Genomic DNA, 23271 nt, shown 5'->3' on the forward strand with positions numbered 1-23271 from the left:
TACTCAACCACCAGGGATGAAGCGAATGACGCCAGGCTACATATATGTTCTTCAGAATGAGATTTTCGGTCCATACGTAGTAAAAATCGGTTTAACTAGATTCGAGCCGGATACGCGGGCTAAGCAAATTTACAATGGCTCGACGGGTGTGCCAATCCCTTTTGACATTGTCACCGCTTACTCTGTAGGTGACTGCAAGCAAGCAGAAACGGCCATTCACAAAAGGCTGAAGGCGTTTCGAATTCATGGTCGACGTGAATTCTTCCGAACAACTCCCTCGGTCGCAGCCTCCTTAGTCTATGAGACTTGCGCCCAAATCAACACAACGCTCGGGATAACGCCACCGAAACCGTACATGATCAAGTTACGAGAGCCTAAACTCACTAAATCCAACGTAGAAGCTATCGAACGTAGAATTTCAATTCCTGAAGATAGCCAAGAACCAGTCAGAATTGCCTACGATAAAATCAAAAGAGCTCCCGTCGGAACAAGTTCCTTATCATCCGACCAAGCTGACAGAATCAAAATAGTCGCAATGTTGCTTTCAAAAATATTTCCTTCTAAAGTGGAGGAGTGGTTAGAGGGCTTCACTCGTGACTCTAACCCTGAAAGAGAGCTTTGCGTGTGGGAGCATATAACAAAGGCTTACCTAACAATTGAAGAAATAGAAATTGCAAGCGACGATTTAAAAAACGAAGCATTTAGCTTACTTCTTCATCGTTCCACCGCCCCAACTGCCGAAGTGTTAGCTGAAGCAAAATTAAAATACATGAATAAAAAATCAGCGAAACGCTTACTGCAAGCGTACGAGCTGAAACCAAAGCCGCTAGTTATTCAAAAACGACATGATAGCTTTATGGACAACATTAAATCGTGATATCAGCTGATCTAGTGCAGGATTGAGTCCAGATGGGAGCAGATAGCTTTTGCGTGGCCAGCGCAATCAGCTTTGAGTGCATTTGAGTAGGAAACGATATGTAAAACTATGGTCTTTCGCAGCCGCTGGATAGTCAGCCGATAAACCGAAGGCTTTCCCTTATTGCTGATCGTGATGGGTTTGAAGCCAATTCAAATCCACTAGAGGCCATCCCATGAGCACAGCAAAGACCGCTCGAGGTCGACAACACAAACCGACTCGCTCAGAGGTAGCCGCGGCGTGGGGGGCGCCTGCGCGACGCAGCCAGCGAAGGAAGCATCCAGGTAATCGCAGGGAGCTAGCGTGCAGGTCTGTTTCAAACTGTACTTGGCGTGGTCTTTATCGCCATGAGCTCCGTAACGAACGGCGCAACCCTGGCACCAGGTATTGCACTCGCAGCCAGCGGAGTCATCCAGATGCTGAGCCCTCAAGCTACTGGCTTGAAGCAAAGCAACTCCCCTGAGAACGCTCCGTCCTATGCATTCGGCAGCGCCAAGAACACCACGGCGAGCGGCAACCCGGTGCCGATCTGCATCGGCGAACGCCGGTGGGGAGGCATGATTATCTCGACCTCGATCTATGCCGAAGACAAAACATAGGTGTTCAGCATTTGACTTCTCTCAAATGAAACCTACCGTCAACCTAAGGAATACGGACGAACGGCAAAAAATACTGTACATACAACCAGTGACAAAGATCTATCATTACGACTTAGCGCATTTTCGAATGCACGGAAATCCCACAGCTCAAGGATCGCTGAATGCTAGGTTTTTTGATGAAATTTGCACTTGTCGCGACCACTATTGCGCCGATTGGATTGACGCTGGCTTTCTTAGTTTATAAAGTACAACAAGATTGCCTGAAAGCACTCCTAGTCGCCGCGGTCTCGCTGGTTCTTTGCGGTATCTGTTTAGAGATCATAGTTGCTAGCTCAAAACGGCTTAATCGAACCACAATAACAGTGAGCTCTACCAAGCCAGCAGACAAAGAAATCTCAGGATACTTCGTCGCATACATGCTCCCTATTCTTGGCGGTGGATCTTACTTCGTAGACGCCGTCACATTTTCTTTCTTCGCAGCGACATTTTTTGTTTTCATCTGGGTTTCAAAAGCCTCCTATGCAAACCCCATACTCGCGCTATGCGGTTACAAATTTTTTGAAATTCAATTGAGCAACGGTGCAAATCTCTTATTGATCACGAGATCAAAAATACACGTCCCCTCCGAAGTAACTCACGTGCGATATGTAACTTCTCATACAGTTCTTGATGCGAGCAAGGAGCAATGAAATGGATTTATTCGTACTACTTCAAACCACGCCGCGAATTTTGCGCGTTATAACGACCGCACCTTTGCAAAACGATCTAAAAACTGAGGTTCGCCGCCAAATCAACTTCTTCACGGCAGACAAGGAAGAAATTGATTTTGACGCACGTTACAGACCACTCGATAACGAGTTACTTATCATTCGAAACTTCGATGACATTGACGGGGTCTTATCAGCCGTACGCAGCCCTCAAGACGTAGGCATTTGGGAGCCAACAGAGGAAGGGCTGTCAACGGTAAAGGCGCTTTTTGCGGGCGTTACCATAGATGGAAAAACTACTGTTATGTTACAGGCGTTCGATAAACGACAAGCTATTACCGCAGGTAGATTTTCTTTATTTTACGATCAAAATACATTTCGTCGCCTGACCGGCGTAGGTATGACACTAGACAACAAACCTACTGCTGTTTTAAGTCAGAATAGCGCTGCTACCGACCCAGCCGAATTGCGTTTTGTTAGCCTCCACAACGTACGAAGGCTCTTTGACATGGATGCTTACTACCACGAAAGCACCCAGGAAGAGGTTAACAACTTCTTTAACGCGGAAAAGTTTCACGGATTCAATGAGGAATGGCTTAATGCCAATCTAGACAATTGGATTCGCAAAAAAGTAACCTTCATAAATCAAGAGGGAATTCTTGAGCGCTGCACCCCTAGTGATATTAGAACTGCTGCAGCGGGCTTCGGAATAACTGTAGATATAGAAGAGTTTGGGGAGCAGTACAAACTTACATTTCCTGAAGACAAGCGGAGGCTAAAGGAACTCCTCCGTTTCTTAGACGAAGATATCTACCAATCTCCAATTTCTGGAAATAGATTCAAAACAAACTCAAAAACAAAAATTCAGGTTGTAGCTTAAGGTTTGAGCTGTGATCGGTTACCACCGCCTTCCGCTGGTCCGTCCTTTTGAGTATGCCCGAACTGATACGCGCAAATTCACGTTTATTTGCGCTTTCAGCTTGATAAGTAACACTCATAGTACAACAGTATTAGTAGAACACCTTAACTGATACGGACAGCACATCATGTTCATCCGCGCATACCTCCGAGCATCCACTGAAGAGCAGGACGCCGGCCGCGCCCGGGCATCGCTCGAGCAATTCGCCACTGACCACAACAAGGTAATTAGCGAGTGTGTACCTGGAGAATGTCAGCGGCGCATCGGCAGATCGGCCTGAACTGGTGCGCCTGCTCAAAGATGCGCGTAAGGGTGACGTCTTGCTGGTGGAGTCGATAGACCGCCTCTCGCGCCTTCCTGTTGAGGATTGGCAGAAGCTCAAGGCTGCGATCGACTCCAAAGGCTTGCGCATCGTTGCGCTCGATCTGCCGACCAGCCACCAGGGAATGCAGGACACCAAGCGCGATGAGTTCACCGGCCGAATGCTGGGCGCGATCAACTCGATGCTGGTAGAAATGATGGCCGCTATTGCGCGCAAGGATTACGAACAGCGCCGCGAGCGACAGGCTCAAGGCATCGAGAAGGCCAAGGCCGCGGGTAAGTACCAGGGGCGCCCCGTTGATGCTGATCTGCATAGGCGCGTGACCGAACTGCTCAGCGCCGGCTTGGGCATCCGTGCTACAGCCCGGCACGCTAATTGTTCAACCACAACCGTGCTTCGCATCAGAGACGCGGCATCAAGCTGAGATTCCTTGCAACAATTCCTTGATATGCACTGATCTGAGTCTGTTGAAGGCGAAGCCATCAAAGTGCTAGCGTCAGACCGACTGCGTCGGAGTGATGACGCGGTAGGCGATGTCTAGGGCGGCTGATTGACTTCCGGCCTACACCTCAAGAGGGCAAGGTCTTGCCTGCGATGGATAACGAAGGAAAGTAATCATGGGTCTTGAGTACAGGGACATGGATGTAGATGTCCGCGCAAATATGGTCAAAGAAGTAACATTCGATCTGGACAAAGGGACTATCTACACGAGCCCACGGCTGAACGAAGAAGGTATCCGACTTTGGCCTGACACCCTCAAAGAAGCAGCGGGAAACCACTCCGATGTATGGTTAGCGGGTCAAATCCGAGAGCAAAGATTGCTCAAAAGCCATGAAAATCGAGCTAAACCGAGCGGCGGATTTACCCAAGCACAAATACCGGTTACAGCCCCAGATACCCTTGCAGAAGGTGAGTTCAACCGATTTTATATTAGAGGGCTGTGCCTGAAGGCGCTGGCCGAAGATATCCCTTACCTCATTGCTTACCGAGCGCGCCCATCTGCAGCCCCCCGCGCAGAGTCTGAGGCGATAATCGGCAAGAAATTTGATCCGCAACAGCTACTTGATGATCTGCGTGCAACGACCGGTATCGATACCGTTTTGGGTCTGCCTCCCGGTCCGAACTCTGGACTGTCAGTAACCATCCCATAGTTATCGGTCGCAAAAAAGCCCCGATCAGGTACAACCGATCGGGGCTTTCTTTTGCCTGTTGCTGCCACCCTGCTGTCACCATTATTCTGGTGAACCGCGAAATGGCTGTAGGCCTTGAATTATATGGTGTCCCAGGGCAGGTTCGAACTGCCAACCTTCCCCTTAGGAGGGGGATGCTCTATCCGATTGAGCTACTGAGACACTGAGTTATCGCGGCCGGACACGGCGCGACGGACGGCGTGCATGTTAACGGCCGGCCCTTGATTTGTCATGTCGTCCGTGGGCTTTTTAAGTGTAGGCAGGCGCCTTGCAATGCTGCGGGAAGATTTACCGTGCAATTTGCACTCCCCCAAAGAGCCATCATTGCAGATTGCAACCCGCGCCTTGTGAAAAACCCTTCCAAATGCTTGTTTTTAAAGGACTTCACAGCGGTTAGACTGTTGGCACGACGGCTGCTATGTCTGTTCTCATAACAGAACAAACGGAGTCCGCCCCATGAACAGCACTCTCCTGCTCGCAAACGCAATCGCACTAGCGGTTTTGGTTGGCTTTCATTTTGTCCCCGAGAGTGCTGAACCGGTTGCTCAGCGTATGCCGCATTATTTGCAGGTGCAGAAAGCGCCGCAGTGGGCGGTGCTGAGCAATCAGAGCGACTTCGCGGCGCAGGCGGTCAATGAGCCTGAGCAAGCACTGCCGACGCGCGACACCGAACGTCTGGTTTTTTGAAATATCTTCAGGAGTACAGCATGTCCAAATCAGCCGCAGGGTTTCTGATCCTCGCCTTATTGAGTGGCGTTGTGCATTTTTCGCTGTTCGAGGAAACCGCAGTCACCCTTCCCCTGATTGGCTGCGGCGTATTTGCAGTGTTGTTTGTGCTGGCCCTGGTGGCCGGGCGCAAGATCAAATTTGATCCGGTGCTTCGTTAAGCCGGATCAAGTTCAGCAGTTGCTTAACGGCGTCCGCCAGGTCGCCCGAGTTGTCGATCAGATGCACGGGCAAATCAGTTGCCCTTCTGTCCTTGAACAGCGCATTGCGCGCCAGCCTCGCATCGATCTGCTCAGGCTTCTCCCGGCCACGCCTGAGCAGGCGTTCACGCAAGACCTCGTCCTTGACCGTCAGCAGCACCGGCAACAGTGTCGGGTAGCGCTCAAGCGCCTGACGCAGGTTGGCGCGTGAGCCGTTCACCAGTACGCATCGCCCAGCACGCAACCATTCGTCCATTTCTGCCGGGATGCCATAAGCCAGCCCATTGGCGTGCCAGGCCAGCGAGAAGCCCCCGGCTTGCTGGCGTAGCTCGAACTCTTCGGGCGTCACGCCGATAGCGTCCTCCCCCACGGATTCCGCTGATCGGGTAATTACTCGACGCATGACTTCGCAGTTCAACTCGCGCAAAGGCTCACGCGCGGCCTCGATCAGGCTGTCCTTGCCTGAACCGGAGGGCCCCATCAGATAAATAAGCTTGCCATCCATCCTGAAAACGCCCTCCGGCCGGTGTTTGCCCCTAGTAAATCGGCAAATTGCCACTATCCTGTACAGGTAAGGAACAAGGATCGAAAGCCGCATAGCATGCACGTTCTGACGTCTTTGGACATCAACAGATGTGCACCCGGAAGCGGTCATTGATGCGGACCAAGGCAAAGTTTTCAAACCAGTCCGCATTTCTGATAATTGGTGCTGGCATTACGCCTTTACCCAGCTCAATATTTGTCACAGAATTGACGCCAATGATCTGGCAATTTTGAGGCATGATGCGGGCCTCTTAACAATTCAGGTTGAACCATTTGGCGCGGATGCTTGTCCTACCACACATCCTGCGGCCAATCCCGAGAACCGCTCCCCTGAACTAACCGGTTAAATATATGCGCCCATTGAAACAGGCAATTTATTCCAGCCGTACGGCTGACAAGTTCGTCGTACGTCTGCCAGACGGGATGCGTGAACGCATTGCCGAGGTGGCTCGCAATCATCATCGCAGCATGAACTCCGAAATCATTGCGCGCCTTGAGCAGAGTCTTATTCAGGAAGGTGCACTGGGCGAAGAGTTGAGCATGCGCCTGGACAGCCCGGAGCTTTCGCTGCACGAGCGTGAGCTGCTGCAACGCTTCCGTCAGCTGTCGCACCGTCAACAGAACGCCCTGGTGTCGCTGATCGCTCACGACGCCGAAATGGCCGCAGACGCGTCCTGAGCCACACCGAACATCTCAAGCCAGCTTAAGTGCTGGCTTTTTTTTGCCCGGATTTTAACCACGACAATCCGAGGTAGACCTGTAATGAGGGGATTTATCCCCGATGGTACCAAGGCCTCTCCTGGGGTCGCTGCGCAACCCATCGGGGATAAATCCCCTCGCCACAGATAAATACACAGGCACAAAAAAGCCCGCCAATTGGCGGGCTTTTGCATTGCGGCGAATCAGAGCAGGAAGATAGTCGCCAACCCCAGAAAGATGAAGAAGCCACCGCTGTCGGTCATGGCCGTGATCATCACACTGGCGCCCATTGCCGGGTCGCGGCCCATCTTCGCCAGCGTCATCGGGATCAGCACCCCCATCAACGCTGCGAGCAGCAAATTGAGGGTCATCGCCGCCGTCATTACCACGCCCAGCGACCAACTGCCGTAGAGCAAGTAAGCGACCACACCGATCACCCCGCCCCAGACCAGACCGTTGATCAACGCCACCGCCAGCTCCTTGCGCATCAAGCGCGAGGTGTTGCCGGTGCTGACCTGGTCGAGCGCCATGGCGCGCACGATCATGGTGATCGTCTGGTTACCGGAGTTACCGCCAATACCCGCCACGATCGGCATCAGCGCCGCCAGCGCCACCAGCTTCTCGATCGAGCCCTCGAACAGGCCGATCACCCGCGAAGCGACAAAGGCAGTGATCAGGTTGATTGCCAGCCACGCCCAGCGGTTGCGCAGGGATTTCCAGACGGAGGCGAAGATGTCCTCCTCTTCCCGCAGACCCGCCATGTTGAGGACTTCGCTTTCGCTCTCCTCACGAATCAGGTCGACCATTTCGTCGATGGTCAGACGGCCAATCAGCTTGCCGTTCTTGTCGACCACCGGGGCCGAGATCAAGTCGTAACGTTCGAACGCCTGAGCAGCGTCATAGGCGTCTTCGTCCGGGTGAAAACTCACCGGATCGCTGGCCATGACTTCAGAAACCTGTTTGTCCGGATCGTTGACCAGCAGACGCTTGATCGGCAGCACACCCTTGAGCACGCCGTCGTAATCAACCACGAACAGTTTATCGGTGTGCCCCGGCAGCTCCTTGAGACGGCGCAGGTAACGCAGAACCACTTCGAGACTGACATCCTCACGGATGGTCACCATCTCGAAGTCCATCAGCGCACCGACCTGCTCCTCGTCATAGGACAGGGCCGAACGCACGCGCTCGCGTTGTTGCTGGTCTAGCGTCTCCATCAGCTCATGGACGACGTCTCGCGGCAGCTCGGAGGCCAGGTCAGCAAGTTCGTCGGCGTCCATGTCCTTGGCCGCAGCCAGGAGTTCGTGATCGTCCATGTCGGCGATCAGCGTTTCACGAACGGAGTCGGATACTTCGAGAAGAATGTCGCCGTCGCGATCAGCCTTGACCAGTTGCCAGAGCGTCAGACGATCGTCCAGCGGCAAGGCTTCAAGGATGTAGGCAACGTCGGCGGAGTGCAGATCATCGAGTTTGCGTTGCAGCTCGACGAGATTCTGCCGGTGAACCAGGTTCTCGACCCGGTCGTGATGCGCGCCTTCCTGGCGATGAGTCAGGTCTTCGACGACCTTCTGGCGCTGCAGCAGCTCAACGACCTGAGCCAGGCGATCCTGCAGGCTTTCCTGTGTTTTCTTTACTTCGATTTCGGACATAGGCGAACTCCACTCCCAGCAGCGGGGCACGCCGGAAGGATCAATCAGTCAATTCATGATTGGTGAAACGGGTTACTGAGTAACTACTGGGTAAGTCCATGGAGGTTTTCCATAAGCCCCGGCGGGGCTGACGGGCGCAATGATACACCGCCTGACAGTTTTAAACGTTAAAAAATCGCGGTCGAAACAAGCGCTTGCGCGACAAAGCTGAGCACTGTCCTGACCCGTGCAGATGCGACGACTCATCTTGAAAAGAAAACACACCGGCGCTGAAAAATGTAGCGACTACCCTTGAGCGTAGATCGTCATGGAGGACGTCGAATGCTATCCAGAACATTCCGTTTTGTAGTCGCCAGCCTGCTCTGCCTGCCGCCCGCCGGGGTTGCCAGCACCCTTCACCGATGCGAAGCACCCGACGGCGGCATCACCTTCACCACCCTGAGTTGTGCGAACGATGAGCAGCTCTCGCTGCAGCAAGTTAAGCCCTACTCGCCCGGATCTGTCGTGCCGATCATGCCGGAACACAACCACGAAGAAATATCCGGTATGACAATCAGGGGACGTGAACCAGGCATCGTTGGCCGCCTGGAGGACAAATGCGGCAACCTGATCAATGCCAGGCAGCGCCGCGCAGCGATCATCAATCAACGAGTGATTGCCGGCATGAGCCAACAGGATGTTGAAAGCGCTCTGGGCAAACCGGACAAGGTGAATATTCGAACGTCGACGACGAGCTATCGATACGACCTGAAACGAGGCCGCAGTGCTCAAGTCGATTTTGATGAGAAGGGATGCGTGAAAGGAAAAGCCAAATCGCAGACAACAAAAAAGCCCGCGTTAAACGCGGGTTTCTTGAATATGGTGCACTCGACAGGATTCGAACCTGTGACCGCTCGGTTCGTAGCCGAGTACTCTATCCAGCTGAGCTACGAGTGCATTTTGTGTTTTTAGACCAGACCACAACTGGTTGAAGCCGAGTTGCCTGTATTGCTACAAACGACTCTTAAATGGTGCACTCGACAGGATTCGAACCTGTGACCGCTCGGTTCGTAGCCGAGTACTCTATCCAGCTGAGCTACGAGTGCATTTGTGTTTTTAAACCAGACCACAACTGGCTGAAGCCGAGTTCTTTATATCGCTATAAACAACTCTTAAATGGTGCACTCGACAGGATTCGAACCTGTGACCGCTCGGTTCGTAGCCGAGTACTCTATCCAGCTGAGCTACGAGTGCATTTGTTGCGCCGCATTATAGCCCGTCTAATCTCTATTCCAACCACTTTTTCTAATAAATTCAACAACTTACAGAAAAAGCCAGATTACAACGTACTAAGCAAATAATGGCGGAGAACGGGGGATTCGAACCCCCGACACCCTTTTGAGGTGTACTCCCTTAGCAGGGGAGCGCCTTCGGCCACTCGGCCAGCTCTCCGCAACACGGGGCGTATATTAACCACCTTCTTCCCCGTTTGCAAACATAAAAATCGATAAAAATTAATGGCTTGGTTCTTCGTCCTTCTCTTTCTTTATACGCAGGTAAATTTCCTCACGGTGCACGGCAACCTCTTTCGGGGCGTTGACGCCGATACGCACTTGATTTCCTTTGACGCCGAGCACGGTCACGGTGATTTCGCCATCACCGATAATCAGGCTTTCTGCGCACCGACGAGTCAGAATCAGCATACCTTTCTCCTCACGCATTTCATTTCAGGGACAACAGTCTGCAAAAAAAAGGCACCCGACCTACAACCGGAGCGATCGTAGCCCTACATGCCTGAGTATTGACCAGCGCGAGCAAAAGAACAGTTCAGGGGCTCGCGCCATTCAAAAATAAAGGGCGCGGTCAGACCGCGCCCTTCAGGTGACCGGATTACTCGCCCTGACGGGCCGGAGCGTCCAGTTCGAAAGCCGTGTGCAGAGCGCGCACAGCCAGTTCCAGGTACTTCTCTTCGATCACCACGGAAACCTTGATTTCCGACGTCGAGATCATCTGGATGTTGATGCTTTCCTTGGCCAGGGATTCGAACATGCGGCTGGCCACGCCTGCGTGAGAACGCATGCCGACGCCGACGATCGAGACCTTGGCAATCTTGGTGTCGCCCACCACTTCCCGGGCACCGATCTCGCGAGCGGTGTTTTCCAGCACGGTCTGTGCGGCCTGGTAGTCGTTGCGGTGCACGGTGAAGGTGAAGTCGGTGGTGTTATCGTGCGCGACGTTCTGCACGATCATGTCGACTTCGATGTTCGCGGCACTGATCGGGCCGAGAATCTTGAACGCCACGCCCGGGGTGTCTGGCACGCCACGGATGGTCAGCTTGGCTTCATCGCGGTTGAAAGCGATGCCGGAAATGATCGGCTGTTCCATGGTTTCCTCTTCATCAATAGTAATGAGGGTACCCGGACCCTCCTTGAAGCTGTGCAGTACGCGCAGCGGAACGTTGTACTTGCCGGCGAATTCCACCGCACGGATCTGCAGCACCTTGGAACCGAGGCTGGCCATTTCCAGCATCTCTTCGAAGGTGATCTTGTCCAGACGCTGAGCGACCGGCACCACACGCGGGTCAGTGGTGTAGACACCATCGACGTCGGTGTAGATCTGGCACTCGTCAGCCTTTAATGCAGCCGCCAGTGCCACGCCCGTGGTGTCGGAACCGCCACGGCCGAGGGTGGTGATGTTGCCGTGCTCGTCGACGCCCTGGAAACCGGCGACAACCACCACGCGACCTGCTTTCAGATCACCGCGAATCTTCTGGTCATCAATCTGCAAGATACGCGCTTTATTGTGCGCACTGTCCGTCAGGATCCGCACCTGATTACCGGTGTACGACACCGCCGGCACACCACGCTTGATCAGCGCCATGGCCAACAGGGCAATCGTCACCTGCTCACCGGTGGAAACGATCACGTCCAGTTCACGCGGAACCGGTTGCGCGTCGCCACTGATTTGCTTGGCCAGATCGATCAGACGGTTGGTTTCGCCGCTCATTGCAGACAGCACAACCACCAGGTCATCGCCGGCATCGCGGAATTTCTTAACCTTGTCGGCGACCTGCTCGATTCTCTCGACAGTACCGACCGAGGTGCCTCCAAATTTCTGTACGATCAAAGCCATTTCAAAGCCGCCTCTGCCCATGAAGGGCGCCCAATAATCACTCGAACAGCCGCCGGGCCCGCCACTAGACTGCGGGCCCGACGGGCCGTCTTATAAACCCTGCTCGACGAATGGAACGGTCAGCGCCAGTGCGCCATCCAGTGCGCCGGCGTCGACACCGCCGCCCTGCGCCATGTCCGGACGACCACCGCCCTTCCCGCCCACTGCCGCAGCAGCCTGTTTCATCAAATCACCGGCTTTGAGTTGGCCAGTCAGGTCCTTGGTTACACCGGCAACCAGTACGACCTTTTCCTCATGGACACTGCCGAGCAGGATCACTGCGCGGCCGAGTTTGTTTTTCAGCTGATCGACCAGCGCCAGCAGCGCCTTGCCATCCTGACCATCCAGACGTGCGGCCAGAACCTTCACGCCCTTGACGTCGACTGCCGAGTTCGACAGATCGTCGCCCGCGGCGCTGGCAGCCTTGGCCTGCAACTGCTCGAGTTGCTTTTCCAGCGCGCGGTTGCGCTCCAGCACGGCCGACAGCTTGTCGATCAGATTGTCGCGGCTGCCCTTGACCAGGTTGGCCGCTTCCTTGAGTTGTTCTTCAGCAGCGTTCAAGTAGGCCAGTGCCGCAGCACCGGTGACTGCCTCGATACGACGCACGCCCGACGCCACACCGCCTTCGCTGATGATTTTCAGCAGGCCGATGTCGCCGGTACGGTTGGCGTGGATACCGCCACACAGCTCGACGGAGAAATCGCCGCCCATGCTCAGCACGCGCACGTTGTCGCCGTATTTCTCGCCGAACAGCGCCATTGCGCCTTTCTGCTTGGCGGTTTCGATGTCGGTTTCTTCGGTTTCAACCGCGGAGTTCTTGCGGATCTCGGCGTTGACGATGTCTTCCAGCGCCTTGATCTGCTCCGGCTTGATCGCTTCAAAGTGGCTGAAGTCGAAGCGCAGACGCTGGCTATCCACCAACGAACCCTTCTGCTGAACGTGCTCGCCCAGTACCTGACGCAGCGCAGCGTGCAGCAAGTGGGTGGCCGAGTGGTTCAGCGAGGTCGCGTGACGCACTTCGGCATCCACGTGAGTTTCCACCGGAGCGCCAATGGTCAGGCTGCCGGAATCCAGCACGCCGTGGTGCAGGAATGCGCCGCCAGTCTTGGTGGTGTCACGGACGTCGAAACGCGCGTTGCCCGCCTGCAGGAAACCGCAGTCGCCGATCTGGCCGCCGGATTCAGCGTAGAACGGCGTCTGATTCAGCACGATCACCGCCTCTTCGCCTTCACTCAAGACGTCGACCGACTGGCCATCTTTATAGATAGCGACGATTTTTGCCGAACCGCTGGTGTCGGTGTAACCGGTGAACTCGGTGGCCACATCAACCTTGACCAGCGTGTTGTAGTCCAGACCGAACGAGCTGGCCGAACGCGCACGCACACGCTGGGCTTCCATCTCACGCTCGAAGCCGACTTCGTCGACCGTCAGGCCGCGCTCGCGAGCGATGTCGGCGGTCAGGTCCATCGGGAAACCGTAGGTGTCGTAGAGTTTGAACACCACGTCGCCCGGCACCACGGTGCCTTTGAGTTCCAGCAGATCCTGCTCGAGGATCTTCAGGCCGTGCTCCAGGGTCTTGGAGAACTGTTCTTCTTCGGCCTTGAGTACGCGCTCGATGTTGCTCTGCTGCTTCTGCAGTTCCGGGAAGGCTTCGCCCATCTCGGCGACCAGCGCCGCCACGATCTTGTAGAAGAAGCTGCCGGTGGCGCCCAGCTTGTTGCCGTGACGGCAGGCGCGACGAATGATCCGGCGCAGCACGTAGCCGCGGCCTTCGTTGGACGGCAGCACGCCGTCGGCGATCAGGAAACCGCACGAACGGATGTGGTCGGACACCACTTTCAGCGACGACTGATCGCCATTTTCGCAGCCGATGGCATCAGCCGAGGCCTTCAGCAGGTTCTTGAACAGGTCGATGTCGTAGTTGGAATTGACGTGCTGCATCACCGCACTGATCCGCTCCAGGCCCATGCCGGTGTCGACCGACGGTGCTGGCAACGGATGCAACACGCCATCGGCGGTGCGGTTGAACTGCATGAACACGTTGTTCCAGATCTCGATGTAACGGTCGCCGTCTTCTTCCGGCGAACCCGGTGGGCCGCCCCAGATGTGGTCGCCGTGATCGTAGAAAATCTCGGTGCATGGGCCGCACGGGCCGGTATCGCCCATGGTCCAGAAGTTGTCGGAGGCGTAAGGCGCGCCTTTGTTGTCGCCGATACGGATCATGCGCTCGACCGGCACGCCGATCTGCTTGGTCCAGATGTCATACGCTTCGTCGTCGGAGGCGTAGACGGTGACCCAGAGTTTTTCCTTCGGCAGTTTCAGGACGCCGGTCAGGAAGGTCCAGGCGAAGGTAATCGCGTCGTGCTTGAAATAGTCACCGAAGCTGAAGTTACCGAGCATTTCGAAGAATGTGTGGTGACGAGCGGTATAACCGACGTTTTCCAGGTCGCTGTTCTTGCCACCGGCACGCACGCACTTCTGGCTGCTGGTTGCGCGGGTGTACGCGCGCTTTTCCTGGCCCAGGAAGCAGTCCTTGAACTGGTTCATCCCCGCGTTGGTGAACAGCAGGGTTGGGTCGTTGCCCGGAATCAAAGAGCTGGAGGCTACACGGGTGTGGCCTTGCTCTTCGAAGAAGCGAAGGAAGGCTTCACGGATTTCTGCGCTTTTCATTAGGTTCTTCCACGGAGGCTGCGGCCAAAGGCCTGTACGAAACGTCAACAGACGAAACGACGGCAAAGGGCCGCATTATATCGGCCCTTCGCGTGGGGTACAGCGTGTTTATACGATAGTAACGGTCAATTGGGCGGCTAACGCTGTCACTTGCGCGAAAACTCGACGAATGTCGCGATCACTTGCTCGATTTGCGAGCGACTGACGTCCATGTGCGTGACCATGCGCAAGCGCGCCGCGGCGCTCAACTTGATCCCGCGTTCGGCGGCAAACGCCTTGAGCGCTTCAGCCTGATCGCCCATTTGCACGTAAACCATGTTGGTCTGCACCGGCTCGACGCTGAACCCGGCCTCGCGCAAGCCTTCGGCCAAAAACTGTGCGTTGGCATGGTCATCCGCCAAGCGCTCGATATTGTGATCCAGCGCATACAGCCCCGCCGCCGCGAGCAACCCGGCCTGACGCATGCCGCCGCCAACCATTTTGCGCAGACGCCGGGCCTTGCCGATCAGTTGCTCAGTGCCACACAGCACCGAACCGACCGGCGCGCCGAGGCCCTTGGACAGGCACACCGACACCGAATCGAAATGCCGAGTGATTTCCCGGGCATCCACCCCGAGCTTGACCGCCGCGTTGTACAGCCGCGCGCCGTCCAGGTGCAACTGCAACCCATGGTCCTGAGTGAATTGGCGCGCCCGGGCCAGATACTCCAGCGGCAGCACCTTGCCTTGCATGGTGTTTTCCAGCGCCAGCAGACGGGTACGGGCGAAGTGAAAGTCGTCCGGCTTGATCGCTGCCGCCACGTGAGCCAGATCCAGCGAACCGTCGGCCTGCACTTCCAGCGGCTGCGGCTGGATCGAACCGAGCACCGCCGCGCCACCGCCCTCGTACTTGTAGGTGTGCGCCTGCTGGCCGACGATGTATTCGTCGCCACGTTCGCAGTGCGCCATCAGGCCCAGCAGATTGCTCATGGTGCCGGTTGGCACGAACAGCGCGGCGGCGAAGCCCAGGCGTTTTGCCAGTTCCGCCTCCAGACGATTGACCGTCGGATCTTCGCCGTACACATCGTCACCTGTAGCCGCCGCAGTCATCGCGTCGAGCATGGCAGGAGTCGGTTGGGTGACGGTGTCGCTGCGAAGATCGATAACGCTCATGAACCTGGCCTCTGGTCAGCAGGGGAAATCCCTTTTCGAAGGTGAATTACTGCGGTCATGGCGCCGATTAATCAACCCTTGAGTGAGAAAAAGCACATTACTTATTGAAAGGACGCAAACCTATGTGGGAGCGGGCTTGCTCGCGAAAGCGGTGTGTCAACCAGTCAATTTGCTGACTGACACACCGCCTTCGTCGGAACGCCGCCCGGAGCAAGCCCGCTCCCACAGGTTCTGTGCAAGGCCGGAAAATCTGTGATAAAAACGCTGCGCCGCCCGAGAAAGGGCGGCAAAAACGTTCTCAGGGCGGGGTGTAATTCCCCACCGGCGGTAATTGCGCGCAATGCGCATAGCCCGCGAGCGCTTGGCGACGACACGGCATTGGCGGTGATCGGCGGCAAGGTCAGCAGACCCGGTGTGATTCCGGGGCCGACGGTCATAGTCCGGATGAAGAGAGAACGGGATTGACGCCAAAGGGCCGCCCGCGCGCTTGTGTGCTCGTGCGTACCCTTGAATCCCTTTCGATTCATAACGCCCTGTTTTTCACACAAACAGGAGTCAGAACATGCAACCCACCGCTATCGACAGCAAAACCAAACACCCTCACGGCGAGCGCGTTGCGTTCATCCAGGCCTGCTGGCACAAGGAAATCGTCGACCAGAGCCGAAAAGGCTTCGTCGCCGAAATGCTGGCCCAGGGTTATCAGGAATCGGACATCGACTTTTTCGAAGTCGGCGGCGCCTTTGAAATGCCTCTGCACGCCAAGTTGCTGGCCAAGACCGGTCGCTATGCCGGCATCGTCGCGGCGGCGCTGGTCGTGGACGGCGGCATCTACCGTCACGAATTCGTTGCCCAGTCAGTGGTCAGCGGCCTGATGCAGGTGCAACTGGAAACCGAAGTGCCAGTGTTCTCGGTGTCCCTGACCCCGCATCACTTCCATGCCGGTGAAGAACATCAGAAATTCTTCTTCGAGCACTTCGTGCACAAGGGTCAGGAAGCGGCGCGGACTTGCGCGGATACGCTGCAGAAGGTTCGTGCGCTGCGTCGCACAGAGCCGCGTGCGGTCGCCGTCTGATAGACCATGAGTGAGGCTTTTGGTCTCACTCATTCCCCTGTGGGAGCGAGCTTGCTCGCGAAAGCGGACTGACAGCCAACTCAAATGTTGAATGCCAGATTGCATTCGCGAGCAAGCTCGCTCCCACAGGGTTATATATCAGACCGGAAATTGGGTCAGGCGAGATGTTCGTCGGTGGCCGGCACGATCAGGATGCCGGCACGCAAGCCGTTCTTGACCTTGGGATTGGGGAAGATGATCCGCGCGCCCTCCTCCTCGATGATCCAGCGGGTATTGGCCAGATCTTCGGCCAGCACATAACCCACATCCAGTTCGGAAAAGTTTTCGATGTCCGCCGGCAGGTTCAGGCGGAACGCATCGCTGTGCTTGATGATTTCCCGGGCGACGCTGAACAGCTGCAAACCGTCCAGGCCTTCTTCAGCCAGATCCGGCTCATTGCCTTCGATGATCTGCTTCAGGCGGGTTTCCAGACGTGAAACATCCACCCCTTCGTTCTGCCCGAACGGCCGCGCCTTGCCCAGCTCCAGGGTGAAGGACTCGGCCCCAAGCTTGTCGTAGGTGTAGGAGCTGAACACGATCGACGGCTTGTTCTGCAGCAACACCGCTTCCATCCCGGCAGCGCGCAGGCGCGCCAGTTCGCGGCGCGAATGCTGGCGACCTTCCTTCCACGGATACAGCGCGAACTGCTCGATCTTCGAACCACGAATGGCGGTATGCAGGTCGTAGTGCAGACGCTGACGATCCGCCAGGCTGAAGAAACTTGCCGCCAGCCGTTCCAGCTCGCAGGCGCGGATGGCTTCGGAACCGCTGGTTTGTTCATGCCGGCCGTTGAACAGCCGATTGACGTCCTGCTCGACGAAGCGCTCGCCTTTGCGAATCGCTTCCGGGTTGCCGAACAGGAACAGAATGCGTGCACGCGGCTTCAGATCGCCGCGAGCGATGTCATGCAGCAGCCGATCGAGCAACTCGATCGGCGCTGTTTCATTGCCGTGGATGCCTGCCGACAGCAGCAGGTCCAGGCCATTGTCGCGCGCTTCGGGTGGCCGGACTTCCAGCGCCCCCTCGCTCAACCAGCGCATGCGCACGCCTTCGACAGTCAGTTGAGTCTTCTCCGCCGGTTCGCGGCCGGCGAGGGTCAGTTCAAGCAGTTTGCCGAGGGCGAGCATAGAGCGGTTTCCTTAGTGGTCGTGGTTGCAATCCGGGCCGTGCACATGTTCCTCGTCATCGCCGAGGTCAGCCGGTTCCATTTCCAATTGCAGACTTACCAGATTAGTTGCCAATGGGCGCAGCAGCAGGTTGGCGTACTCTTCGTCACCTTCCTCGACGTCCACGCCGATCAGCAGTTGGCCACGGCCGTCCTGCTGGATCCACAGCTCTTTGCCTTGCCACATGACCGCGACGCGGGTGCACGAGGTTTGCAGTTGCGTGCCGTCGGTGTCTTCAAGGATCAGCTGCAGGGAATCGCTCATGTTTTTACTCTCTTGGGTAGACAAGCCGCGCGCCGCGTTCAGGCGACGCGCCGGCCATCAATTAATCTGGAATGGATAAACCGCGCCCAGTTTAAGGATTTGCGTCAGTTCATCCAGTGCCGTCCGGCATTCAAGCAGCAACTGCGGGTCCGCCAGATCGGTTTCGCTCAGGCGGTCGCGGTAGTGCTTTTCAACCCATGCGGTCAACGAACCGTACAACGGGGCCGTCATGATAACCCCTGGATTGACGGCCGCCAGCTCGGTTTCGTTGAGCGCGACGCGCAGTCGCAGGCACGCCGGGCCACCGCCGTTCTGCATGCTTTGCTTGAGGTCGAAGACTTTCACTTCGCGGATCAGGCCGCCGGAGCTGGTCAGCCCTTGCAGGTAGTTCCACACGCGCTCGTTGCCCCGGCACTCTTCCGGCACGATCAGCAGCATCGAACCGTCAGGACGCGACAGCAACTGACTGTTGAACAGGTAGGAGCGCACCGCGTCGTCGACGGTGACCGCCGAACGCGGCACACAGATCGACTGGAACTTGCCGCCGACCTTGGCCAGTTTGCCCTGCAACTCGGCCAGCATCTGCTCGGTGTCGAGGAACGCATCCTCGTGATAGAACAGCACCTCGCCGTTACCCACCGCGATCACGTCGTTGTGGAATACGCCCTGGTCGATCACCGCCGGGTTCTGCTGCGCGTAAACCACGCCTTCGTCACGCAGACCGTGCAGACGCGCCACCGCTTGCGAGGCTTCCAGAGTCTGGCGCGCCGGGTACTTCTGTGGCGCCGGGTAACGGGTGTCGAACGCGCTGCGACCGAACACGAAGAACTCGACACCAGCCTCGCCGTATTCACGGCAGAAACGCGTGTGGTTGGCCGCACCTTCGTCACCGAACTGCGCAACGGCTGGCAGTGCGGCGTGATGGGCGAAGTGCTGCTGATCGGCGAACATCGCGCCGAGCACGCGGCTGGTGGTCGGGTGTTCGATGCTGCGGTGGTATTTGCAGTTCAGGTTGGCGGCGGTGAAGTGCACGCGGCCGTCAGCGGTGTCGGCACTCGGGCTGACGGTAGCGGCGTTGGCCACCCACATGCTCGATGCCGAGCAACTGGCGACCAGCAACGGCATGGCTTCTTTCGCGGCGCGCTCGATCACTTGCGCGTCGCTGCCGCTGAAACCCAGACGGCGCAAAGCGGCCACGTCCGGACGCTCCTGCGGCGCCAGCACGCCTTGTTGAAAGCCCATTTCCATCAGCGCTTTCATCTTCGCCAGGCCTTGCAGCGCCGCTTCCTTCGGATTCGAAGATTGCTGGCTGTTGCTCTGGGACGCAACGTTGCCGTAGGACAGACCGCCGTAGTTATGGGTCGGCCCCACTAGACCGTCAAAATTGACTTCATAGGATTTCATCAGCGAGGCTCCACGAGAATCTGTTGTTATAGGCTTCAGTAACTATTCTTTGAGACCGCGGCGCGGCCATCGCTGGCAAGCCAGCTCCCACAGTGATCGCGTCGGACACAAAATGTGTGAACGCCTGCGATCCTGTGGGAGCTGGCTTGCCAGCGATTGGCATCACACCATTTTCACGCCAGGCGTCAGGGCCGCCGGCAGCGTCAGGCTCGGGGTTTCCAGCGACGCCACCGGGTACGCGCAGTAATCTGCGGCGTAGTAGGCGCTGGCGCGATGGTTGCCCGAAGCCCCGACACCGCCAAACGGCGCGCTGCTCGCCGCACCGGTCAGTTGCTTGTTCCAGTTGACGATGCCGGCGCGGCTTTCCAGCCAGAACTGCTGATAACGCGCCTCGGAATCTGACAGCAACCCCGCCGCCAGACCATAAGCGGTATCGTTGGCCTCAGCGATCGCCGCAGCAAAATCGGCGTAGCGAATCACCTGCAGCAACGGGCCGAACAGCTCTTCGTCCGGACGCTCGGCCACGGCGGTCACATCAAGAATGCCCGGGGTCAGCAATGCCGACTGCGCCTGCGGCTGAGTCATCTCCAGCAGCGACACCGCGCCATTGGCCAGCAGGTGTTGCTGGGCATCCATCAGTGCTTTCGCCGCGCCAAGGGAAATCACCGAGCCCATGAATGGCGCCGGCTGTTGATCGAACGCACCGACTTCAATCGTCGAGCTGACTTCCACCAGACGCTTGAGCAGGCTATCGCCCCACGCGCCTTGCGGCACCAACAGACGACGGGCACAGGTGCAGCGCTGACCGGCGGAGATGAAGGCCGACTGAATGATCGTGTACACCGCCGCGTCCAGATCAGCCACCTGATCAACCACCAGCGGATTGTTGCCACCCATTTCCAAAGCAAGAATCTTGTCCGGACGCCCGGCGAACTGCTGATGCAGGTGGTTGCCGGTGCGGCTGGAGCCGGTGAAGAACAGACCGTCGATGCTCGGGTTCGCCGCCAGCGCGATGCCGGTTTCGCGAGCACCTTGCAGCAGGTTCAACACACCGGCCGGCAGACCGGCTTCGATCCAGCACTTGACCGTCAGCTCGGCGACTTTCGGCGTCAGTTCGCTTGGCTTGAACAGCACGCTGTTGCCGGCCAGCAGTGCCGGCACAATGTGTCCGTTCGGCAAGTGGCCCGGGAAGTTGTAAGGGCCGAACACTGCAACCACACCGTGCGGCTTGTGGCGCAACACAGCAGTGGCGTCGCCCAGCGGGCCGCTCTTCTCGCCGGTACGCTCGCGGTAGCTCTGCACCGAGATCGCGATCTTGTTGACCATGCTGGTGACTTCAGTCGCGGCTTCCCACAGAGGCTTGCCGGTTTCCTCACCGATGGTGCGGGCCAATTCGTCGCTGTGGTTTTTCAGGGCAGCGGCGAAAGCTTCGAGCACGCTGATACGCTCGTCCAACGAACGCCGCGCCCAGCCCGGAAAGGCCTGACGCGCGGCCTGCACGGCGGACTCGACCTGAGCGGCGGTGGCGCCCTCCCCCGACCACAGCACTTGCTGGGTCACTGGGTTCAGCGACTGAAAGGCTTCGCCTTGACCGGCCAGCCATTCACCTGCGATGTATAGCGAATTCATTATTTCGACTCCCGAGCAGCAGACAACGCCACGGCGCGCACTTGATCGCCGGCGTTGAGTTGAAGACGTTTGGCGGTCTGCGGATCGACCACCAGCGTGCCAGCGGCCAGACGGGCCGGCGCAGCTGTGATGCGGCAATCTTCGCGCTTGCGGTTATGGATGATGAACGGCGTGGCGTCATCGCCCGGCGTACCGATCGCCAGCACCAGCGCTTCGCTGTCGCGGACTGCGCGGATTTTGCTGGTTTCGCACTCGATGGCCGGGCCGGCGTCGAAGATATCGACATAGCCTTGATAGCTGAAACCTTCACTTTTGAGCATCGCCAGCGCCGGCTCGGTGTCCGGGTGCACCTGGCCGATGACGTTGCGCGCATCCGGTGATAGGAAGCAGGTGTACAGCGGGAATTTCGGCATCAGTTCGGCGATGAACGCTTTGTTGCCAACCCCGGTCAGGTAATCGGCCTGGCTGAATTCCATCTTGAAGAAGTGCCGGCCCAGGCTCTCCCAGAACGGCGAACGCCCGGCCTCGTCGGAGACACCGCGCATCTCGGCGATGATCTTGTTGCCGAACAGCTCAGGGAACTCGGCGATGAACAGCATGCGCGCCTTGGACAGCATGCGACCGTTCAGACCGGTGCGGTAATCGGCGTGCAGGAACAGCGAGCACAGCTCGGAATTGCCGGTCAGGTCGTTGGCGAGGAACAGCGTCGGAATCTCGCGATAGATGTTCAACTCTTGCGAGGCGCTGACGGTCAGGCCAACGCGGAAGTTGTACCACGGCTCACGCAGACCGACCGCGCCAGCGATGGCGGAAATCCCCACCACGCGACCGTTGTCGTCTTCGAGCACGAACAGGTAGTCCGCGTCACCACGACCGGCTTCGCCGCGAAAGGTCTTCTCGGCCCAGCCGACCCGATGGGTCAGGCGTTCTTCGTTGGCCGGCAATGTGGTCAGGCCGGTGCCGGTGCTGCGGGCCAGGTCGATCAGCGCGGATAAATCGCTGCTGCGTACGGGACGAACAATCATGCTATCTCCTCAAACGGGCCGCCTTCGCCACCCGTGAAACTCGCTAAGGCGTTAAACCGCCACCAGGCGCACGCTGGCACCTTCACCGACGCCCAGGGCTTCGGCTGCTTCCAGATCCAGGGTCACCGGTTTGCCCGGCGCGTAATCGAGTTCCAGCAGCACCGCGCGGTAATCCTGCAACTGCGCGTTGGCCACCAGATACTGGCGCCCGGCGCCTTTGACCGGCTCGCCGATCTTCACTGGCACCACACGGCTCTGAGCGATCGAACGGATCCCCGAAACACGCGCATGCAGGGTCGGGCCACCGTCGAAAATGTCGATGTAGTGATCGGTCTCGAAGCCTTCGCGCATCAGGATGTCGAAGGTGATCTGCGCACGCGGATGCACCTGGCCCATCGCTTCTTGAGCGGAATCCGGCAGCAGCGGCACGTAGATCGGGTAATGCGGCATCAGCTCGGCGAGGAACGTGCGACTCTTCAGGCCACACAGGCGCTCGGCCTCGGCGTAGTTGAGGTCGAAGAAGTTACGACCGATCGCATCCCAGAACGGCGAGTCGCCGTTCTCGTCGCTGTAGCCGACGATCTCGGTCACCACCGAATCAGCGAAACGCTCCGGGTGGCTGGCGACGAACAGCAGACGGCCACGGGAGTTGAGCTCAGACCACGGCGAACCGACCAGCTCGCGTTGCACGTAGAAACTGGTCAGCAGGCTGTTACCAGTCAGGTCGTGGCATTGCGAGAGCACGTGGATCTTGTTGTGGATCTTCAGCTCGCGGGACGCGTGGACGAAGGTCTCGTTGCGGAAGCTGTAGAACGGCTCCGAGTAACCGGCCGAGGCGACGATCGCCGAGCAGCCGACCAGTTTGCCGGTGGCGGTGTCTTCGAGGACGAAGAAGTAGCTCTCTTCACCGTTGAAGCTCACTTCGGCGGCGAACGAGGCTTCGCTTGCGGCGATCTTGTCGCTCAGGCGTTCCACGTCATCCGGCAAGGAAGTGACACCAATCGGACTGTCCGCAGCCAGACGCTGTACCTCGCCCAGATCAGCCATTTGCGCAGGGCGCATCACCAGCATGGTGTCACTCCTTTTCTCTTATAAAAATCACAGAAAAAACACCGAACATTGTGGGAGCGGGCTTGCTCGCGAATGCGGTGTATCAGTCAGCGTAGATGTCGACTGATACACCGCATTCGCGAGCAAGCCCGCTCCCACATTTGATATTGCCCGGTATCAAAAA

At 57.4% G+C, this 23271-nt stretch carries 21 protein-coding genes, 5 tRNA genes, 3 pseudogenes and 1 riboswitch; of the genes and pseudogenes, 10 read left to right on the forward strand and 19 right to left on the reverse strand.

The window, feature by feature from the left end; genetic code table 11:
• Window positions 1-25: 25 nt before the first annotated feature.
• From V9L13_RS13350 to V9L13_RS13375, 6 genes and pseudogenes are all read left to right on the forward strand, one after another.
• A complete protein-coding gene (locus V9L13_RS13350) occupies window positions 26-877 on the forward strand; it encodes a GIY-YIG nuclease family protein (protein ID WP_338802737.1) in 852 nt (283 codons plus the stop codon).
• 317 nt (window positions 878-1194) lie between these two features.
• Window positions 1195-1515, forward strand: a pseudogene (locus tag V9L13_RS13355) (tail assembly protein); the annotation flags it as partial.
• Between the two features lie 161 nt (window positions 1516-1676).
• Entirely contained in the window at window positions 1677-2204 is a 528-nt protein-coding gene (locus V9L13_RS13360; RefSeq protein ID WP_338802738.1) for a hypothetical protein, read from the forward strand.
• Window position 2205: 1 nt separating this feature from the next.
• Complete coding sequence (locus tag V9L13_RS13365) at window positions 2206-3102, forward strand: hypothetical protein (protein ID WP_338802740.1); 897 nt, start codon at window positions 2206-2208, stop codon at window positions 3100-3102.
• A 166-nt stretch (window positions 3103-3268) separates the two neighbouring features.
• A pseudogene (locus V9L13_RS13370) lies at window positions 3269-3887 on the forward strand (recombinase family protein).
• A gap of 193 nt (window positions 3888-4080) precedes the next feature.
• Window positions 4081-4614 carry a hypothetical protein gene (locus tag V9L13_RS13375; protein ID WP_338802741.1) on the forward strand — a complete coding sequence of 178 codons (534 nt, stop codon included), beginning with the start codon at window positions 4081-4083 and terminating at the stop codon, window positions 4612-4614.
• Between the two features lie 124 nt (window positions 4615-4738).
• Here the strand turns inward: V9L13_RS13375 and V9L13_RS13380 are convergent.
• A tRNA-Arg gene (locus V9L13_RS13380) sits at window positions 4739-4815 on the reverse strand.
• 294 nt (window positions 4816-5109) lie between these two features.
• On the opposite strand from V9L13_RS13380, the gene V9L13_RS13385 reads away from it, so the two are divergent.
• Window positions 5110-5340 carry a hypothetical protein gene (locus V9L13_RS13385; protein WP_226499598.1) on the forward strand — a complete coding sequence of 77 codons (231 nt, stop codon included), beginning with the start codon at window positions 5110-5112 and terminating at the stop codon, window positions 5338-5340.
• 20 nt (window positions 5341-5360) lie between these two features.
• Window positions 5361-5540: a PA3371 family protein gene (locus V9L13_RS13390; protein ID WP_003227249.1), complete on the forward strand. Its 180-nt coding sequence runs from the start codon at window positions 5361-5363 to the stop codon at window positions 5538-5540.
• Here V9L13_RS13390 and phnN read toward each other — a convergent pair.
• Entirely contained in the window at window positions 5515-6084 is a 570-nt protein-coding gene (gene phnN, locus V9L13_RS13395) for a phosphonate metabolism protein/1,5-bisphosphokinase (PRPP-forming) PhnN (RefSeq protein ID WP_338802742.1), read from the reverse strand. The genes V9L13_RS13390 and phnN overlap by 26 nt on opposite strands.
• A 389-nt stretch (window positions 6085-6473) precedes the next feature.
• Here phnN and V9L13_RS13400 point away from each other — a divergent pair, with 389 nt between their 5' ends.
• Window positions 6474-6800 carry an Arc family DNA-binding protein gene (locus V9L13_RS13400; RefSeq protein WP_003178899.1) on the forward strand — a complete coding sequence of 109 codons (327 nt, stop codon included), beginning with the start codon at window positions 6474-6476 and terminating at the stop codon, window positions 6798-6800.
• A 224-nt stretch (window positions 6801-7024) separates the two neighbouring features.
• Here the strand turns inward: V9L13_RS13400 and mgtE are convergent, their stop codons facing one another.
• The 10 genes from mgtE to ltaE form a co-directional block, all read right to left on the reverse strand.
• Window positions 7025-8467, reverse strand: coding sequence for a magnesium transporter (gene mgtE, locus V9L13_RS13405; protein ID WP_003227256.1), 1443 nt, complete (start codon window positions 8465-8467; stop codon window positions 7025-7027).
• A gap of 324 nt (window positions 8468-8791) precedes the next feature.
• Window positions 8792-9238 carry a hypothetical protein gene (locus V9L13_RS13410; protein WP_338802743.1) on the reverse strand — a complete coding sequence of 149 codons (447 nt, stop codon included), beginning with the start codon at window positions 9236-9238 and terminating at the stop codon, window positions 8792-8794.
• Window positions 9239-9326: 88 nt separating this feature from the next.
• A tRNA-Arg gene (locus V9L13_RS13415) sits at window positions 9327-9403 on the reverse strand.
• A gap of 72 nt (window positions 9404-9475) precedes the next feature.
• A tRNA-Arg gene (locus tag V9L13_RS13420) sits at window positions 9476-9552 on the reverse strand.
• Window positions 9553-9623: 71 nt separating this feature from the next.
• Window positions 9624-9700, reverse strand: a tRNA-Arg gene (locus tag V9L13_RS13425).
• 107 nt (window positions 9701-9807) lie between these two features.
• Window positions 9808-9898 (reverse strand) — tRNA-Ser (locus V9L13_RS13430).
• Between the two features lie 62 nt (window positions 9899-9960).
• On the reverse strand, window positions 9961-10149 hold the full coding sequence (csrA, locus tag V9L13_RS13435) for a carbon storage regulator CsrA (RefSeq protein WP_002554426.1): 189 nt from the start codon (window positions 10147-10149) through the stop codon (window positions 9961-9963).
• A gap of 187 nt (window positions 10150-10336) precedes the next feature.
• Window positions 10337-11578 (reverse strand): aspartate kinase, encoded by a 1242-nt coding sequence (locus tag V9L13_RS13440; RefSeq protein ID WP_003227260.1) that lies wholly within the window; start codon window positions 11576-11578, stop codon window positions 10337-10339.
• Between the two features lie 90 nt (window positions 11579-11668).
• A complete protein-coding gene (alaS, locus tag V9L13_RS13445) occupies window positions 11669-14287 on the reverse strand; it encodes an alanine--tRNA ligase (protein WP_338802744.1) in 2619 nt (872 codons plus the stop codon).
• Window positions 14288-14433: 146 nt separating this feature from the next.
• Window positions 14434-15438: a low-specificity L-threonine aldolase gene (gene ltaE / locus V9L13_RS13450; protein WP_338802745.1), complete on the reverse strand. Its 1005-nt coding sequence runs from the start codon at window positions 15436-15438 to the stop codon at window positions 14434-14436.
• Window positions 15439-15728: 290 nt separating this feature from the next.
• A riboswitch (FMN riboswitch) is annotated at window positions 15729-15899 on the forward strand.
• A 101-nt stretch (window positions 15900-16000) separates the two neighbouring features.
• Between ltaE and V9L13_RS13455 the strand changes: the two genes are divergently transcribed.
• Window positions 16001-16510: a 6,7-dimethyl-8-ribityllumazine synthase gene (locus V9L13_RS13455; protein ID WP_003227266.1), complete on the forward strand. Its 510-nt coding sequence runs from the start codon at window positions 16001-16003 to the stop codon at window positions 16508-16510.
• Between the two features lie 155 nt (window positions 16511-16665).
• Here the strand turns inward: V9L13_RS13455 and astE are convergent, their stop codons facing one another.
• From astE to V9L13_RS13490, 7 genes and pseudogenes are all read right to left on the reverse strand, one after another.
• Complete coding sequence (gene astE, locus V9L13_RS13460; protein WP_338802746.1) at window positions 16666-17676, reverse strand: succinylglutamate desuccinylase; 1011 nt, start codon at window positions 17674-17676, stop codon at window positions 16666-16668.
• A gap of 12 nt (window positions 17677-17688) precedes the next feature.
• A complete protein-coding gene (locus V9L13_RS13465) occupies window positions 17689-17979 on the reverse strand; it encodes a hypothetical protein (RefSeq protein WP_003227270.1) in 291 nt (96 codons plus the stop codon).
• Window positions 17980-18036: 57 nt separating this feature from the next.
• Complete coding sequence (gene astB / locus V9L13_RS13470; RefSeq protein WP_338802747.1) at window positions 18037-19383, reverse strand: N-succinylarginine dihydrolase; 1347 nt, start codon at window positions 19381-19383, stop codon at window positions 18037-18039.
• 162 nt (window positions 19384-19545) lie between these two features.
• Window positions 19546-21015 (reverse strand): succinylglutamate-semialdehyde dehydrogenase, encoded by a 1470-nt coding sequence (gene astD / locus V9L13_RS13475; protein WP_338802867.1) that lies wholly within the window; start codon window positions 21013-21015, stop codon window positions 19546-19548.
• Window positions 21012-22037: an arginine N-succinyltransferase gene (gene astA, locus V9L13_RS13480; protein WP_003227276.1), complete on the reverse strand. Its 1026-nt coding sequence runs from the start codon at window positions 22035-22037 to the stop codon at window positions 21012-21014. The genes astD and astA overlap by 4 nt, the downstream gene beginning before the upstream one ends.
• A 51-nt stretch (window positions 22038-22088) precedes the next feature.
• The gene (gene aruF / locus V9L13_RS13485; protein WP_007951057.1) at window positions 22089-23108 is read right to left on the reverse strand and encodes an arginine/ornithine succinyltransferase subunit alpha; all 1020 of its coding nucleotides are present in this window, start codon (window positions 23106-23108) and stop codon (window positions 22089-22091) included.
• Between the two features lie 48 nt (window positions 23109-23156).
• A pseudogene (locus tag V9L13_RS13490) lies at window positions 23157-23255 on the reverse strand (metal ABC transporter ATP-binding protein); the annotation flags it as partial.
• Window positions 23256-23271 lie beyond the last annotated feature (16 nt).

Source organism: Pseudomonas sp. RSB 5.4, from assembly GCF_037126175.1.
GTDB classification, from domain to species: domain Bacteria; phylum Pseudomonadota; class Gammaproteobacteria; order Pseudomonadales; family Pseudomonadaceae; genus Aquipseudomonas; species Aquipseudomonas fluorescens_H.

Bases quoted from the DNA above. Each gene is read 5' to 3' on its own strand.
- V9L13_RS13390 (WP_003227249.1), top strand. From the start codon at position 5,361: ATGTCCAAATCAGCCGCAGGGTTTCTGATCCTCGCCTTATTGAGTGGC.
- V9L13_RS13440 (WP_003227260.1), bottom strand. From the start codon at position 11,578: ATGGCTTTGATCGTACAGAAATTTGGAGGCACCTCGGTCGGTACTGTC.
- V9L13_RS13375 (WP_338802741.1), top strand. From the start codon at position 4,081: ATGGGTCTTGAGTACAGGGACATGGATGTAGATGTCCGCGCAAATATG.
- V9L13_RS13400 (WP_003178899.1), top strand. From the start codon at position 6,474: ATGCGCCCATTGAAACAGGCAATTTATTCCAGCCGTACGGCTGACAAG.
- V9L13_RS13360 (WP_338802738.1), top strand. From the start codon at position 1,677: ATGCTAGGTTTTTTGATGAAATTTGCACTTGTCGCGACCACTATTGCG.
- phnN (WP_338802742.1), bottom strand. From the start codon at position 6,084: ATGGATGGCAAGCTTATTTATCTGATGGGGCCCTCCGGTTCAGGCAAG.
- mgtE (WP_003227256.1), bottom strand. From the start codon at position 8,467: ATGTCCGAAATCGAAGTAAAGAAAACACAGGAAAGCCTGCAGGATCGC.
- V9L13_RS13350 (WP_338802737.1), top strand. From the start codon at position 26: ATGACGCCAGGCTACATATATGTTCTTCAGAATGAGATTTTCGGTCCA.
- V9L13_RS13455 (WP_003227266.1), top strand. From the start codon at position 16,001: ATGCAACCCACCGCTATCGACAGCAAAACCAAACACCCTCACGGCGAG.
- alaS (WP_338802744.1), bottom strand. From the start codon at position 14,287: ATGAAAAGCGCAGAAATCCGTGAAGCCTTCCTTCGCTTCTTCGAAGAG.
- V9L13_RS13385 (WP_226499598.1), top strand. From the start codon at position 5,110: ATGAACAGCACTCTCCTGCTCGCAAACGCAATCGCACTAGCGGTTTTG.
- V9L13_RS13365 (WP_338802740.1), top strand. From the start codon at position 2,206: ATGGATTTATTCGTACTACTTCAAACCACGCCGCGAATTTTGCGCGTT.
- aruF (WP_007951057.1), bottom strand. From the start codon at position 23,108: ATGCTGGTGATGCGCCCTGCGCAAATGGCTGATCTGGGCGAGGTACAG.
- astE (WP_338802746.1), bottom strand. From the start codon at position 17,676: ATGCTCGCCCTCGGCAAACTGCTTGAACTGACCCTCGCCGGCCGCGAA.
- V9L13_RS13465 (WP_003227270.1), bottom strand. From the start codon at position 17,979: ATGAGCGATTCCCTGCAGCTGATCCTTGAAGACACCGACGGCACGCAA.
- csrA (WP_002554426.1), bottom strand. From the start codon at position 10,149: ATGCTGATTCTGACTCGTCGGTGCGCAGAAAGCCTGATTATCGGTGAT.
- ltaE (WP_338802745.1), bottom strand. From the start codon at position 15,438: ATGAGCGTTATCGATCTTCGCAGCGACACCGTCACCCAACCGACTCCT.
- astB (WP_338802747.1), bottom strand. From the start codon at position 19,383: ATGAAATCCTATGAAGTCAATTTTGACGGTCTAGTGGGGCCGACCCAT.
- astA (WP_003227276.1), bottom strand. From the start codon at position 22,037: ATGATTGTTCGTCCCGTACGCAGCAGCGATTTATCCGCGCTGATCGAC.